The following is a 13,381-nucleotide window of genomic DNA, read 5'->3' as shown; positions in this document are numbered from 1 at the left end:
GGTGCCATCGTCAATGAAATTCAAGGATCTTCGGGATTTCGTGCAGCAGCTTGAGCAGCGCGGAGAGTTGAAACGCATCCAGATCCCCGTCTCTCCAGTGCTGGAGATGACCGAAGTCTGTGATCGCACGCTGCGGGCAAAAGGCCCGGCGCTGTTGTTCGAAAACCCGACCGGCTACGACATTCCGGTGCTCGGCAACCTGTTCGGCACCCCCGAGCGGGTCGCCATGGGCATGGGCGCCGAAGCGGTCAGCGAACTGCGCGAGATCGGCAAGCTGCTGGCCTTCCTCAAAGAGCCTGAGCCACCGAAGGGCCTGAAGGACGCGTGGTCCAAGCTGCCGATCTTCCGCAAGATCATTGCGATGGCGCCCAAAGTCGTCAAGGACGCGGTGTGCCAGGAAGTGGTCATCGAAGGCGACGACGTCGACCTGGCGATGCTGCCGGTGCAGACCTGCTGGCCCGGTGACGTCGGCCCGCTGATCACTTGGGGCCTGACGGTCACCAAAGGTCCGAACAAGGACCGCCAGAACCTCGGTATCTACCGCCAGCAAGTCATTGGCCGCAACAAAGTCATCATGCGCTGGCTGAGCCACCGTGGCGGCGCGCTGGATTACCGTGAGTGGTGCGAGAAGCATCCCGGCCAGCCATTCCCGGTCTCCGTGGCATTGGGCGCTGACCCGGCGACCATCCTCGGCGCCGTGACGCCGGTACCGGACAGCCTCTCCGAATACGCCTTCGCCGGTCTGCTGCGGGGCAACCGTACCGAACTGGTGAAATGCCGCGGCAACGACCTGCAAGTGCCGGCCACCGCCGAGATCATCCTCGAAGGCGTAATCCATCCGGGCGAGATGGCCGACGAAGGCCCGTACGGCGACCACACCGGTTACTACAACGAAGTCGACAGCTTCCCGGTGTTCACCGTCGAGCGCATCACCCACCGGATCAAACCGATCTACCACAGCACCTACACCGGCCGTCCACCGGATGAGCCGGCGATTCTCGGCGTGGCGTTGAACGAAGTGTTCGTGCCGATCCTGCAGAAGCAGTTCCCGGAAATCACCGACTTCTACCTGCCGCCGGAAGGTTGCTCGTACCGCATGGCCATCGTGACCATGAAGAAGTCGTATCCGGGCCACGCCAAGCGGGTAATGCTCGGTGTCTGGTCGTTTTTGCGACAGTTTATGTACACCAAGTTCGTTATCGTCACTGACGACGACATCAATGCGCGGGACTGGAACGACGTGATCTGGGCCATCACCACGCGCATGGACCCCAAGCGCGACACGGTGATGATCGACAACACGCCGATCGACTACCTCGACTTCGCCTCGCCGGTCTCCGGTCTGGGCTCGAAGATGGGGCTCGATGCCACGCATAAGTGGCCGGGCGAAACCACTCGCGAGTGGGGCCGGGTGATCGTCAAGGACGACGCCGTAACCCAGCGGATCGATGCCATCTGGAATCAGTTAGGAATAGATTGATGCGTGTAACTTTGCAGCCCTCCGGAGCAGTGCTACAGATTCTGCCCGGCGAGCGGATTCTCGATGGCGCGCGGCGCCTGGGCTATGAATGCCCGCAAAGCTGCCGCAACGGTAATTGCCACGTGTGCGCCGCACTGCTGGTGGAAGGGCGGGTCGAACAGGAAGGCGGTGTGCGCGACCATGGCGAGTTCTACACTTGCATAGCAGAGCCGCTGGAAGACTGCATCGTGCTGTGGGATGGCGTGCTCGCGCTGGGAGAATTACCGGTGCGCAGCTTGTCGTGTCAGGTCATTGAGTGCAGGGATGTCGGCGGCGATACCTTTCGCGTACATCTGCGAGCGCCGGCCGGCAAGCCGCCGCGCTATCACGCTGGCCAGTATTTGATGGTCGAGCGTGAGAACGGCGAGAAATCCGCCTTCTCCCTGGCCTCGGCACCCCATGCCGGGCGAGACCTGGAAATCCATGTGCTGGCGCGCGAAAGCAGTGCGCAGAACCTGATCGAACAACTGCAACGCAACCCGCTGGTGCGGGTCGAGATGCCGTTCGGCGATACCCATCTGGCGGAATTGCCTGACGGTCCGCTGGTGCTGATCGCCGCTGGCACCGGCATGGGTCAGATCCACAGCCTGATCGAACATTGCCGGGCCGCGGGCTTCAAGCACCCGGTGCATCTGTATTGGGGCGTGCGCCGGCCAGAAGACTTTTATGAAATCGAACATTGGGATGAATGGCTGAAGTTGCCCAATCTGTTCCTGCATAAAGTCGTCAGCGACCAGTGCGGCTGGCAGGGGCGCTGCGGGATGCTGCATGAGGCGGTGTGTGAAGATTTCCCTGATCTGAAATCCTTGCATGTGTATGCCAGTGGCTCTCCGGCCATGGTCTACGGCACGCTGGATGCTTTGGTTGAAGCCGGGATGGATGCTCATCAGATGCGCGCGGATGTGTTTGCGTACGCGCCTCGATCTTGATCCACGCTCTTGAGCCGCGATCTTGATCCGCGATCTTGATCCGCGATCTTGATCCTCGGACTTGATCGTTATAACTCTCCATATAGCCGATCGGTATTTATACATTGATATAAATGCCGGTAGGTTATATCTCAACGAGGCGATTATTTAAGAACTGTGCCATGGCACTTAAATTGCCTTAAAACATATGTGCCTTATTGTTACAGCGGTGCGTTCTATTAAGTAATTCTTCACTCGCGGGGAGCTGAACGCTATTCGCCATGAGCGCCATTGAATCTTCATTTTTGAATCTGGCTTACCCTCCGCGGCTCGATCTGGGGCCGCAGCTTACGCACGAACAATTGCTCAGCTCGATGCAGTCGACCATGGCGCGCCACAAGGGCGGGCCGGTCTGGCTGTTCGCCTACGGCTCGCTGATCTGGCGCCCTGAATGCGCGGCGGTGGAGCGAGTGCGCGGTCGAGTGCATGGCTACCATCGCGGCTTGTACCTGTGGTCCCACGAACATCGCGGTACACCGGAAGTTCCTGGTTTGGTCTTTGGTCTGGATCGCGGCGGCTCGTGCAGCGGCTTCGCTTATCGTTTGCCCGAAGAACAATTGGAAGCATCCCTTTATGCGCTTTGGCAGCGCGAAATGCCGTTCCCGTCCTATCGCCCACACTGGCTCAACTGCCGTCTCGAAGACGGCAGCCAGGTTCAGGCATTGGGATTTGTTTTGGAGCGACACCTGCCCAGCTATGCCGGCAACTTGCCGGATCATGTGCTGAGCCACGTGTTCGAAAACGCTTGCGGGCGTTACGGCACCACTCGCGATTATGTCGAGCAGACCGCTAACGCCCTGCGCAGTCACGCCATGCCAGACCGGAATCTGGAGGCGCGACTCAAGCGCTGCAAATCAAAAGCCGATCAGGCGATCGCTTCGCGGCTTTGACTGGCGACTTGCTTGTGCCACAGCGTCGGTGCCAGGAAGGCCATCGCCAGCAGGCACGCGCCGATCAGTAGTACAAAACCGCCGTCCCAGCCAAAGTGGTCCACGGTGTAGCCCATCGCTGCACTGGCCGCGACCGAACCACCCAGATACCCGAACAGACCCGTGAAACCCGCTGCCGTACCGGCGGCTTTTTTCGGTGCCAGTTCCAGCGCTTGCAGGCCAATCAGCATCACCGGACCGTAGATCAGGAAACCAATCGAGATCAGCGCGATCATGTCGACAGTCGGGTTGCCGGCCGGGTTGAGCCAATAGACCAGCGTCGCCACGGTCACCAACGCCATGAACACCATGCCGGTCAGGCCGCGGTTGCCACGGAAGATCTTGTCCGACATCCAGCCGCACAACAGTGTCCCGGGAATACCTGCCCACTCGTAGAGGAAATACGCCCACGACGTTTTGTCCACGCTGAAGCCTTTGGCTTCCTTGAGGTAGGTCGGTGCCCAGTCCAGCACGCCGTAGCGCAGCAGGTAGACAAAGACGTTGGCCATTGCGATGTACCAGAGCATTTTGTTGCGCAGCACGTATTTGACGAAGATTTCCTTGGCGCTGAATTCTTCTTCGTGACTGGCGTCGTAGCCTTCCGGGTAGTCGTTCTTGTATTTCTCGATCGGCGGCAGGCCAACCGATTGCGGTGTGTCGCGCATGGTGACGAAGGCAAACACCGCCACCGCCATGGCAACGGCCGCCGGCACATAGAACGCCGCGTGCCAGTCATTGAACAAGCCCATGCCCAGGAGGAACAGCGGGCCGATCAGGCCACCGCCGACGTTATGCGCGACGTTCCACAGGGACACTACGCCGCCGCGTTCCTTTTGCGACCACCAGTGGACCATGGTCCGTCCACTTGGCGGCCAACCCATGCCCTGAGCCCAGCCATTGATAAACAGCAGGATGAACATGATGGTCACGCTGGACGTCGCCCAAGGCGCAAATCCGAAAATGAACATCACGCCGGCCGATACCAGCAGGCCGAATGGCAGAAAGAAGCGCGGGTTGGAGCGGTCGGACACAATGCCCATCAGGAACTTGGACAAACCGTAGGCGATGGCAATCGCCGACAACGCCAGGCCCAGCTCGCCGCGGGTATAGCCCTCTTCGATCAGGTAGGGCATGGCCAGGGAGAAGTTTTTGCGCAGCAGGTAGTAACCCGCGTAGCCAATGAAAATACCGGCGAAGATCTGCCAACGAAGGCGCTTGTACGTGTCATCGATTTTTTCTTCAGGCAATGGAGCCTGATGTGCGGCAGGACGAAAGAAAGCAAACATTCAAGAGCTCCAGATTTCTTGTTTTGACTGCGGATGCGAATGTTACAGTTTCGTTACCGAAAATAGCACTGGTTCGCATCGACCAAACAGAGGAAATGTGGGGGATCGTGTGTTCCTTTATGAACATGTCGCACAGGTATAAGTGAAGGACGTTGTGGGAAACGTCCCGAGCGGCCGTTGATGACGCATTTCGGTCTTGGGTAGGACGGGGCTTTGGGAAATGTCCTGCGACCGAACAGGAAGTCGCGGCGTTCTGTTTCGGGTCAGCGAGCCCTAACCTTTGTGCTGGTGCCGGGATTGGCATTTCAGTGGTGAAGGGGAGGGGTTATGCGGTGGCTGGGGTTTTTGCTGTTGTTAGTTGGGGCTGCGGGTGTTTGGGCTGGGGAGGTGTTTTTGATCCCTGAAAACAATCCGAAGCCGATTTACCCGAGAGAGCTGTTCAGAGCCGGGATCACGGGTGAAGTCAGGATCAGATTCACGGTGTATGCCGATGGCTCGGTCAACAAATTGAGCATTTTGCAAAGCAACCATCCCGATCTGGCTGAAGCGGCCAGGAAGGCGATCACGCAGTGGCGCTTCAAGCCGTGGGCGGTCGAAGGCGATACACCTGCCGAGCAGGAAGTAACCGCCCCAATGGTGTTCAGGCTGGATTTGGACACGCCCATTCACACTAACCAGTGGCTCAAGCAGTTGAGGTGCCGTGACATCAATGAGGCATTGGTCAATTTTCCGGAGTACGCGTGGGTTGATTCAGCAGTGCTTGATTACACGCGTGCCTATTTGTCGAACGTGATTTATACGACTCAGCTACAGAATGAGGAGCGCCTGGCATTGATTGCCAAGCTGAACAAATGCGTGCCGAAAATCGTTCGGGAGTGCCGGAACAGCCCGGTTCGCAAATACATGAGCTTGCTGCCGGAAGATATCCGGAAGTTGCTTTAGCCTCCGACAATAAAAAAGCGGCCTGGATAATCCAGACCGCTTTTTTCAGGCTCAGCGAACCTGAACCACCACTTTTCCGACCGCCTTGCGCTGGCCAAGATCATTGATCGCCTGCGCCGCATAGCTCAGCGAATACACCTGCGATACCAACGGCTTCAACTTGCCCTCGGCAAACCAGCCAAACAATTGCTGGAAGTTCGCGGCGTTGTCCTGCGGCTGCCGTTGGGCAAACGAACCCCAGAACACGCCAACCACTGCCGCACCCTTGAGCAGCGCCAGGTTTACCGGCAGCTCAGGAATGCGTCCACTGGCGAAACCCACCACCAGAAGCCGACCATTCCAGGCAATGGCGCGGATGGCCTGGTCGAACAGGTCACCGCCGACCGGGTCGTAGATCACATCAGCGCCTTGGCCGTCGGTCAGGCGTTTGATTTCGTCCTTGAGGCTGGTTTCGCTGTAGTTGATCAGCTCATCGGCGCCGGCAGCCTTGGCCACCGCAAGTTTCTCGGCGCTGCTGGCGGCGGCGATCACGCGGGCGCCCATGGCTTTACCGATTTCCACGGCGGCCAGGCCGACACCGCCAGAGGCGCCCAGCACCAGCAAGGTTTCACCCGGTTGCAGGTTGCCCCGTTGCTTGAGGGCGTGCATCGATGTGCCGTAGGTCATGCTGAAAGCGGCGGCGGTGTTGAAATCCATCGAAGGCGGGATCGGCAGCACGTTGTAGCCCGGCACGGCGACCTGTTCGGCGAAACTGCCCCAGCCGGTCAGGGCCATGACCCGGTCACCGACCTTGAGGTGGCTGACGTTTTCGCCCACCGCGCTGACCACACCGGCCGCTTCACCGCCCGGGGAAAACGGGAAGGGCGGTTTGAACTGGTATTTGCCCTCGATGATCAGCGTGTCCGGGAAATTCACCCCGGCGGCATGCACGTCCAGCAGGATTTCATTCTTCTTCGCGACAGGACTGGCGACGTCTTCCAGCACCAGCGATTCGGCAGGGCCGAAGGCTTTGCACAGCACGGCTTTCATCAGGGCTATTCCTTTGGGAGTGATGGCCGATAAGTGTAGGTGTGTGAGTCGATGGGTCAACGAGCATGCCCGACCCTGATAGCCAGCCATAAGCTTGTGCTTGAGCGGCGGGTCGTTATGCTAGGCCGCAAACCGGATAAGGAGCGAATTGTGAAAGCGTGGATCATGTTGTTGCTGGCCCTGTCTCTGCCCGTGGCAGCGATGGCCGAAGAAGCCAAAGAAGGTGAAGCTCCGAAGGTCAATTACATCACCCTGAGCCCGCCATTCGTCGGCAACTACGGGCTGGACGGTACGCCGAAGCTCAAGGTCTACAAGGCCGATGTGGCACTGCGGGTGACCGGTGACGAGGCGACCAAAGCGGTAAAGGCCAACGAGCCATTGATCCGTAATCAGCTGGTGGCGTTGTTTGCTCAGCAGACAACCGAAGCGATGAGTAACGTTGAAGCCAAGGAAAAGCTTCGTCAGGAAGCGCTGAAACAGACCCAGCAAGTGATGAATGACGAGACCGGTAAGCCGGTGGTTGAGGATTTGTTGTTCAACAACCTCATCATTCAGTAAGTCTCTCGCTGCCCGGGCTGGCCCCATCGTCGGAACGCCGCCCGGAGCAAGCTCGCTCCCACAGGATTTGTGGTGAGGCACAATCATGTGTTCACTGCAGATCACTGCGGGAGCGAGCCTGCTCGCGATAGCATTCTTTCAGTCTCTGCAGTGCTCAAGCCCGTAATGCAATCACCGCAGCCCACTGCTCTGCAGTAACAGGCATCACCGACAGTCGCGAGCCTTTCTGCACCAGCGGCATCTCGGCCAACGCTGTCTGCTGTTTCAGATAATCCAGCTTCAGCACCTTGGGAAACGTCTTGACGTGAGCGACATCGATCGCGCTCCAGGCGTTTTTCTCGGATGAAGATTTCGGGTCGAAGTAAACGCTCTCCGGTTCCAGCGCCGTCGGGTCCGGATACGCGGCTTCGACAATCTTTCCGATCCCGGCAATTCCCGGTTCGGGGCAGCTGGAGTGATAGAAGAAAAACTCGTCGCCAACGGCCATGGCCCGCAGAAAATTACGCGCCTGGTAGTTGCGAACTCCGTCCCAGCGCGCTTTGCCAAGCGTCTCCAGGCCCTTGATCGAGAGCTCGTCGGGCTCGGATTTCATCAGCCAATAGGCCATGGTTTTTGCTCCTTGCGAGGTGAGTGGGCAAGTTGTCGGGCAATTTTATGACAAACCGACGGTCGGTTGACGCCAGCGTTTGCGTGTCGGTTCACGTTGTCGCAGAATGCCGGCCTTCTAAGCTTGACGCTGCTGCACGGCCTACACCTACAACGGAAACCGCTGCTGTCATCGTGTTGATGTGCCTTTGGGGGGCAATCGATGAAACGCAAACCGGATTTACTATGGATTTTGGTTATTTTGTTCGGCCTCGGCGTCGTGACCACTGGCTATGCCCAAAGCCTGTGGAACAACAAGACCGACGCTCCGATCGAAATCGCGCAGCAACAGCAACAGCAACAGCAACAGCAGCCGTCGGCGTTCAAACGCTGAACCTGTCTTGGGACGCCGCTGATTCCTGCGGCGTCTAGCCTGCGAAATACCACGCCTTGTCTGTCACCGTTCCCTGTAACGGCACATCCCAGCTCGCTTGAGCCAATCGTTCGACCTTCTGACATTCATGGGCCAGCCCCAATAGCGTCGGCTTGCGCCAGTTTTTACGTCGTGCCAGGTACGCCAGGCTTCGATCATAGAAACCACCGCCCATGCCCAGGCGTCCGCCGACATCGTCAAATCCCACCAAAGGCAACAGCACCAGATCGAGCGCCCAGACTTTGCGTTGCCGGGCAAGATTGTGCCGGGGTTCGAGAATACGAAAGCGGTTGGGTTTCAGCTTGTCACCGGGACGAATCCGCTGGAACACCATTTTGGTTCGCGGCCAGGCACTGAGCACCGGTAGATAAGTCGCCTTGCCCCGACGTTGAGCGGCACGCAGCACAACACGCGGATCGATTTCACCGTCGGTGGGCAGATAAAGAGAGATGTGTTTTGCGCGGCGGAACAGCGGTTGCTGGGCCAATTGCTTGTACAGCCCGCGAGCAGCCTGGCGCTGCTGACTGGATGTCAGTGCGCGGCGGGCCTTGCGCAGCATGCGTCGAAGTTGCGGGCGGGGCAGCAGCGCAGGTTCGGTCATGGATTCAGGCTTCGACAGGACGGATACATAAAGCGTACCCGTAAAAAAGCCGATGCCGGTATTTAAACCGGCATCGGACTGGAATCAGGCTCCCCGGATGAACCGCTGCTGACTTAGCCCTTGAACCCGAAAGTTCAAGGTGGAAGATGCAGTAGGCTTTAAGGCTTTCCGTCTAGCGGACATGCACACCAGCCCAACGTGCAGCCTCCAGGGTAGTGCGAATCGGCTCAGGGACGTGGTCAACTGGCAAGCACCCCAGGGAGTGTTGCGAGTATACCCCAAGCGGTTTCGTGTTTCAGCCCTTGGTGACGTCCGGATCGGTGGCGAGCACCAGATCGACGCGATCCAGCAGGTCGCGAACCTGCTCACGGGTCGAGCCGCTGGCCTGTACATCCGGGCGTTCTTCCTTGTGCAGAAGATCGTGCGTAATGTTCAGCGCGGCCATCACGGCAATGCGGTCGGCACCGATGACTTTGCCGCTGCTGCGGATTTCACGCATCTTCCCGTCCAGGTAACGGGCGGCGCTCACCAGGTTGCTGCGCTCTTCCTGGGGGCAAATGATCGAATACTCTTTATCGAGGATCTGCACGGTAACGCTATTGCTTGAACTCATGAGTCTTGCTCCAGGGCCTTGAGGCGCGAAATCATTGATTCGACCTTACGCCGGGCGATTTCGTTCTTTTCAATGAGGTGAGCGCGTTCCTCGCGCCAGGTTTTTTCCTGAGCTAATAGGAGTCCGTTTTGAATCTTAAGTTGCTCGACCCGATCAATTAGCAGTTCGAGTCTGGCCATCAGCGCTTGCAGGTCGGTGTCTTCCATATTGTCCACTGTGTCTGACGGGGTAGCTGGCGGACAGCCTTTAATAGTCTTGGCGAGTCTGTCGATGTAGGATACAAGGCCTTCATTCTAGACATAGCGCCGTCTGGCGCCTAGCTGCCCATGCCCATTCAGAATTCCCCGTACCAAGCCTTCGCCACACTGCTGACTTCCAGCGGTCATAACGTCTCGCCTGCCGAACTGCATGGCCTGCTGCTCGGCCGCAGTTGCGCCGGTGCCGGCTTCGATGCCGAAGGTTGGCTGATTGATGCCGCCGAGCTGCTCGAAACCGAGCCACAGGATAATGTCCGCAACGCCCTGATCGGCTTGCAGGAAATGGTCAAGGGCGAGCTCACTGGCGACGACGTGACTGTTGTTCTGCTGCTGCCGACCGATGACGCACCATTGGCCGACCGCGCCGCTGCATTGGGCGAATGGTGCCAGGGCTTCCTCAGTGGTTTCGGCCTGAACTGCCGTGACAGCAGCATGCTGAGCACCGAAGCCACCGAAGTGTTGCAAGATCTGGCCGCCATTTCTCAGGTGCAAGACGCCCTGGAAGAGTCCGAAGATGGCGAAAGCGACTACATGGAAGTCATGGAATACCTGCGGGTCGCACCGCTGCTGCTGTTCTCCGAAACCAAAAAAGCAGATGCGCCGGCTGCGGCCAAGCCGTCGTTGCATTAATCGCGAGCCAGGGAAAGCCATCTGCCCATGATTCATATCCCGAAATCGGAATACAGCCGTCGCCGCAAGGCCCTGATGGCGCAGATGGAACCCAACAGCATCGCCATCCTGCCCGCCGCCGCGGTGGCCATTCGCAACCGTGACGTCGAGCACGTTTACCGTCAGGACAGCGACTTCCAGTACCTCAGCGGCTTCCCCGAGCCTCAGGCCGTCATCGTGCTGATGCCCGGTCGCGAACATGGCGAATACATTCTGTTCTGCCGTGAACGCAACGCCGAGCGAGAGCTGTGGGACGGCCTGCGCGCCGGCCAGGAAGGCGCGATCCGCGATTTCGGCGCCGACGATGCGTTTCCCATCACCGACATCGACGACATCCTGCCGGGCCTGATCGAAGGGCGCGACCGGGTGTATTCGGCCATGGGCAGCAACCCGGAATTCGACCGGCACCTGATGGAGTGGATCAACGTGATCCGCTCTAAAGCACACCTCGGCGCCCAGCCGCCGAACGAATACGTTGCCCTGGATCATCTACTGCACGACATGCGCCTGTATAAATCGGCAGCAGAAGTGAAGGTGATGCGCGAAGCCGCACGGATTTCCGCCCAGGCGCATATCCGTGCGATGCAGGCCAGCCGGGCCGGGCTGCACGAGTTCAGCCTCGAAGCCGAACTCGATTACGAGTTCCGCAAGGGCGGGGCGAAGATGCCGGCTTACGGCTCGATCGTCGCCGCCGGGCGCAACAGCTGCATCCTGCATTACCAGCAGAATGACGCGGTGCTCAAGGATGGCGACCTGGTGTTGATCGACGCCGGTTGCGAGATCGACTGCTACGCCAGCGACATCACCCGCACCTGGCCGGTCAACGGCAAGTATTCAGCGGAGCAGAAAGCGATTTACGAGTTGGTGCTGGCGTCGCAAGAAGCCGCATTCGCCGAAATCGCCCCGAACAAACACTGGAATCAGGCGCACGAAGCCACGGTCCGGGTGATTACCACCGGTCTGGTGACGTTGGGCTTGTTGCAGGGCGACGTCGACGAGTTGATCGCCAGCGAAGCCTATAAGGCGTTTTACATGCACCGCGCCGGCCATTGGCTAGGCATGGATGTGCATGACGTCGGCGAATACAAGGTTGGCGGCGAGTGGCGTGTGCTGGAAGTCGGCATGGCGCTGACCGTGGAACCGGGCATCTACATTGCCCCGGACAACCAGAACGTAGCGAAGAAATGGCGCGGCATTGGCGTGCGCATCGAGGACGACGTGGTGGTCACCAAAAACGGCTGTGAAATCCTGACCCAGGGCGTACCGAAAACGGTCGCCGAGATCGAGGCCCTGATGGCCGCCGCGCGGACGCAAGCCGCATGAGTCGAGTCAATCTGGCAATCATCGGTGGCGGTCTGGTTGGCGCCAGTCTCGCATTGGCGTTGCAGGCCGGGGCCAAGGCCCGTGGCTGGAAGATCGTGCTGATCGAGCCATTCGCGCCGGGCCACACCTATCAACCGAGCTACGACGCCCGTTCTTCGGCGTTGTCCTACGGTGCCAAGCAGATTTATCAACGGTTGGGCGTGTGGCAGGAAATCTCCCGCCGCGCCGAGCCGATCAAGCAGATTCATGTCTCCGACCGTGGTCGTTTCTCCACCGCGCGATTGTCAGCGATGGAAGAGGGCGTTCCGGCGCTGGGTTATGTGGTGGAAAACGCCTGGCTCGGCCAATGCCTCTGGCAAGGTCTGGACAAGGACGTGATCACCTGGCGTTGCCCGGCGGAAGTCACGCGCATGGAGCCGCTGACCGATGGCTATCGCCTGATCCTCAACGATGAAACCACGCTGGAATGCGACCTTGCGGTGCTTGCTGATGGCGGCCGTTCGGGCCTGCGCGAGCAACTGGGGATCGGCATCAAGAAGCGTCCGTACAACCAGAGCGCACTGATCGCCAACATCACGCCAAGCGAAGCGCACAACGGCATGGCTTTCGAGCGTTTCACCGACGATGGCCCGATGGCGTTGCTGCCGCTGCCGGAAAACCGCTGCGCCCTGGTCTGGACCCGATTGGGGATGGACGCGCAACGACTGGCGGCCCTCGATGAAAAGAGCTTCCTCAGCGAATTGCAGGGCGTGTTCGGTTATCGCCTTGGCACCCTGAAGCAGGTGGGCGCACGGCATCTTTACCCGTTGACGCTGATCGAAGCCGAAGAGCAGGTGCGTCCGCATCTGGCGATCCTCGGCAACGCCGCCCACAGCTTGCACCCGATTGCCGGTCAGGGTTTCAACTTGTCGCTGCGTGATGCTCAGGCTCTGGCCGATGCCCTGCTGGCGAGCGAAACATCCCCCGGCGACTTCGCGACCTTGCAGGCCTATCGCGAGCGTCAGCGCATGGATCAGAACCTGACCGTGGGCTTCTCCGATCAGGTGACCCGTTTGTTCGGCAGCACGCAGCCACTGGTTTCGTTGGGCCGTAACATCGGCCTGCTCGGCCTTGATCTGCTGCCGCCGGCCAAGCGCTGGTTTGCCCGGCAAGCCATGGGCCTGGGTACGCGTCCTGATGCTTAAGTGGCTGGTTGGCAAGTTCGGCAAGGCGCGGTTGATGCGTTGGTTCATGAGCTTCTACCCGCCGTACCTGGGTGCCGGGGTTCGGGTGCGGCACATCAGCGATGACTTCCGGGACATTCAAGTGTCCATGGACCTGAGCTGGTACAACCGCAATTACGTCGGCACCCAGTTTGGCGGCAGTCTGTATTCGATGGTCGATCCGTTTTTCATGCTGATGCTGCTGGAAAACCTCGGTCACCGGTACATTGTCTGGGACAAAGCCGCCGACATCGATTTCATCGCGCCGGGCAAAGGCCCGGTGTTCGCCCGTTTCAGCATCGACGAGACCTTGCTCGACGAGATCCGCCGGCAGACGGCGGATGGCGAAAAGTACCTGCCGCAATTGCAGGTCGATATTCATGACGGCGCCGGCCACCTGGTGGCGCGGGTCGGAAAAACCCTTTACGTGCGGCTCAAGCCGCAAGCGAGACAGGCTTAAAGCATGG

The 13,381-nt window shown here is 59.3% G+C and carries 16 protein-coding genes and 1 other RNA gene; 10 read left to right on the top strand and 7 right to left on the bottom strand.

All coding sequences use genetic code 11. The features are described 5' to 3' along the window. The first annotated feature begins 13 nt into the window (after positions 1-13). From ubiD to ACYZTM_RS13930, 3 genes are all read left to right on the top strand, one after another. Positions 14-1,480 (top strand): 4-hydroxy-3-polyprenylbenzoate decarboxylase, encoded by a 1,467-nt coding sequence (gene ubiD / locus ACYZTM_RS13940; RefSeq protein ID WP_007942423.1) that lies wholly within the window; start codon positions 14-16, stop codon positions 1,478-1,480. Continuing rightward, positions 1,480-2,448 (top strand): CDP-6-deoxy-delta-3,4-glucoseen reductase, encoded by a 969-nt coding sequence (locus tag ACYZTM_RS13935; protein WP_131063316.1) that lies wholly within the window; start codon positions 1,480-1,482, stop codon positions 2,446-2,448. The genes ubiD and ACYZTM_RS13935 overlap by 1 nt, the downstream gene beginning before the upstream one ends. A 260-nt stretch (positions 2,449-2,708) precedes the next feature. Then, entirely contained in the window at positions 2,709-3,377 is a 669-nt protein-coding gene (locus tag ACYZTM_RS13930) for a gamma-glutamylcyclotransferase (RefSeq protein WP_109635766.1), read from the top strand. Here the strand turns inward: ACYZTM_RS13930 and glpT are convergent. Further along, a complete protein-coding gene (gene glpT, locus ACYZTM_RS13925; RefSeq protein ID WP_109635765.1) occupies positions 3,353-4,702 on the bottom strand; it encodes a glycerol-3-phosphate transporter in 1,350 nt (449 codons plus the stop codon). The two genes, ACYZTM_RS13930 and glpT, sit on opposite strands and share 25 nt — an antisense overlap. A gap of 327 nt (positions 4,703-5,029) precedes the next feature. Here glpT and ACYZTM_RS13920 point away from each other — a divergent pair, with 327 nt between their 5' ends. Next, positions 5,030-5,644, top strand: coding sequence for an energy transducer TonB (locus tag ACYZTM_RS13920; protein ID WP_461988971.1), 615 nt, complete (start codon positions 5,030-5,032; stop codon positions 5,642-5,644). Positions 5,645-5,695: 51 nt separating this feature from the next. Here ACYZTM_RS13920 and ACYZTM_RS13915 read toward each other — a convergent pair whose 3' ends face one another. After that, positions 5,696-6,673: an NADPH:quinone oxidoreductase family protein gene (locus ACYZTM_RS13915; protein WP_461988970.1), complete on the bottom strand. Its 978-nt coding sequence runs from the start codon at positions 6,671-6,673 to the stop codon at positions 5,696-5,698. Between the two features lie 150 nt (positions 6,674-6,823). Between ACYZTM_RS13915 and ACYZTM_RS13910 the strand changes: the two genes are divergently transcribed. Next, entirely contained in the window at positions 6,824-7,231 is a 408-nt protein-coding gene (locus tag ACYZTM_RS13910; protein WP_109635761.1) for a flagellar basal body-associated protein FliL, read from the top strand. A 154-nt stretch (positions 7,232-7,385) separates the two neighbouring features. Here ACYZTM_RS13910 and ACYZTM_RS13905 read toward each other — a convergent pair whose 3' ends face one another. Further along, positions 7,386-7,838 carry an EVE domain-containing protein gene (locus tag ACYZTM_RS13905; protein WP_131063320.1) on the bottom strand — a complete coding sequence of 151 codons (453 nt, stop codon included), beginning with the start codon at positions 7,836-7,838 and terminating at the stop codon, positions 7,386-7,388. Positions 7,839-8,039: 201 nt separating this feature from the next. On the opposite strand from ACYZTM_RS13905, the gene ACYZTM_RS13900 reads away from it, so the two are divergent. After that, entirely contained in the window at positions 8,040-8,210 is a 171-nt protein-coding gene (locus ACYZTM_RS13900) for a hypothetical protein (RefSeq protein ID WP_461988969.1), read from the top strand. A 34-nt stretch (positions 8,211-8,244) separates the two neighbouring features. Here ACYZTM_RS13900 and ACYZTM_RS13895 read toward each other — a convergent pair whose 3' ends face one another. The 4 genes from ACYZTM_RS13895 to ACYZTM_RS13880 form a co-directional block, all read right to left on the bottom strand. Further along, positions 8,245-8,850, bottom strand: coding sequence for a 5-formyltetrahydrofolate cyclo-ligase (locus ACYZTM_RS13895; protein WP_461988968.1), 606 nt, complete (start codon positions 8,848-8,850; stop codon positions 8,245-8,247). Between the two features lie 86 nt (positions 8,851-8,936). Further along, a non-coding RNA gene (ssrS, locus tag ACYZTM_RS13890) (6S RNA) lies at positions 8,937-9,115 on the bottom strand. A 30-nt stretch (positions 9,116-9,145) separates the two neighbouring features. Next, the gene (locus ACYZTM_RS13885) at positions 9,146-9,463 is read right to left on the bottom strand and encodes a cell division protein ZapA (RefSeq protein WP_007942435.1); all 318 of its coding nucleotides are present in this window, start codon (positions 9,461-9,463) and stop codon (positions 9,146-9,148) included. Then, positions 9,460-9,669, bottom strand: coding sequence for a TIGR02449 family protein (locus ACYZTM_RS13880; RefSeq protein WP_461988967.1), 210 nt, complete (start codon positions 9,667-9,669; stop codon positions 9,460-9,462). Before ACYZTM_RS13880 ends, ACYZTM_RS13885 begins: the two co-directional genes overlap by 4 nt. 120 nt (positions 9,670-9,789) lie before the next feature. On the opposite strand from ACYZTM_RS13880, the gene ACYZTM_RS13875 reads away from it, so the two are divergent. Genes ACYZTM_RS13875 through ACYZTM_RS13860 form a run of 4 tightly spaced genes read left to right on the top strand, consistent with a single transcriptional unit; the run spans position 9,790 to position 13,374 of the window. Further along, positions 9,790-10,350, top strand: coding sequence for a YecA/YgfB family protein (locus tag ACYZTM_RS13875; RefSeq protein WP_461988966.1), 561 nt, complete (start codon positions 9,790-9,792; stop codon positions 10,348-10,350). 27 nt (positions 10,351-10,377) lie between these two features. Then, positions 10,378-11,712: a Xaa-Pro aminopeptidase gene (pepP, locus tag ACYZTM_RS13870; RefSeq protein ID WP_131063323.1), complete on the top strand. Its 1,335-nt coding sequence runs from the start codon at positions 10,378-10,380 to the stop codon at positions 11,710-11,712. After that, a complete protein-coding gene (gene ubiH / locus ACYZTM_RS13865; RefSeq protein WP_131063324.1) occupies positions 11,709-12,896 on the top strand; it encodes a 2-octaprenyl-6-methoxyphenyl hydroxylase in 1,188 nt (395 codons plus the stop codon). The genes pepP and ubiH overlap by 4 nt, the downstream gene beginning before the upstream one ends. Then, entirely contained in the window at positions 12,889-13,374 is a 486-nt protein-coding gene (locus ACYZTM_RS13860) for a DUF4442 domain-containing protein (RefSeq protein WP_461988965.1), read from the top strand. The genes ubiH and ACYZTM_RS13860 overlap by 8 nt, the downstream gene beginning before the upstream one ends. Positions 13,375-13,381: the final 7 nt, after the last annotated feature.

This window comes from Pseudomonas sp. MDT2-39-1, from assembly GCF_054898085.1.
This window is presented reverse-complemented; position numbering and strand designations above follow the sequence as displayed.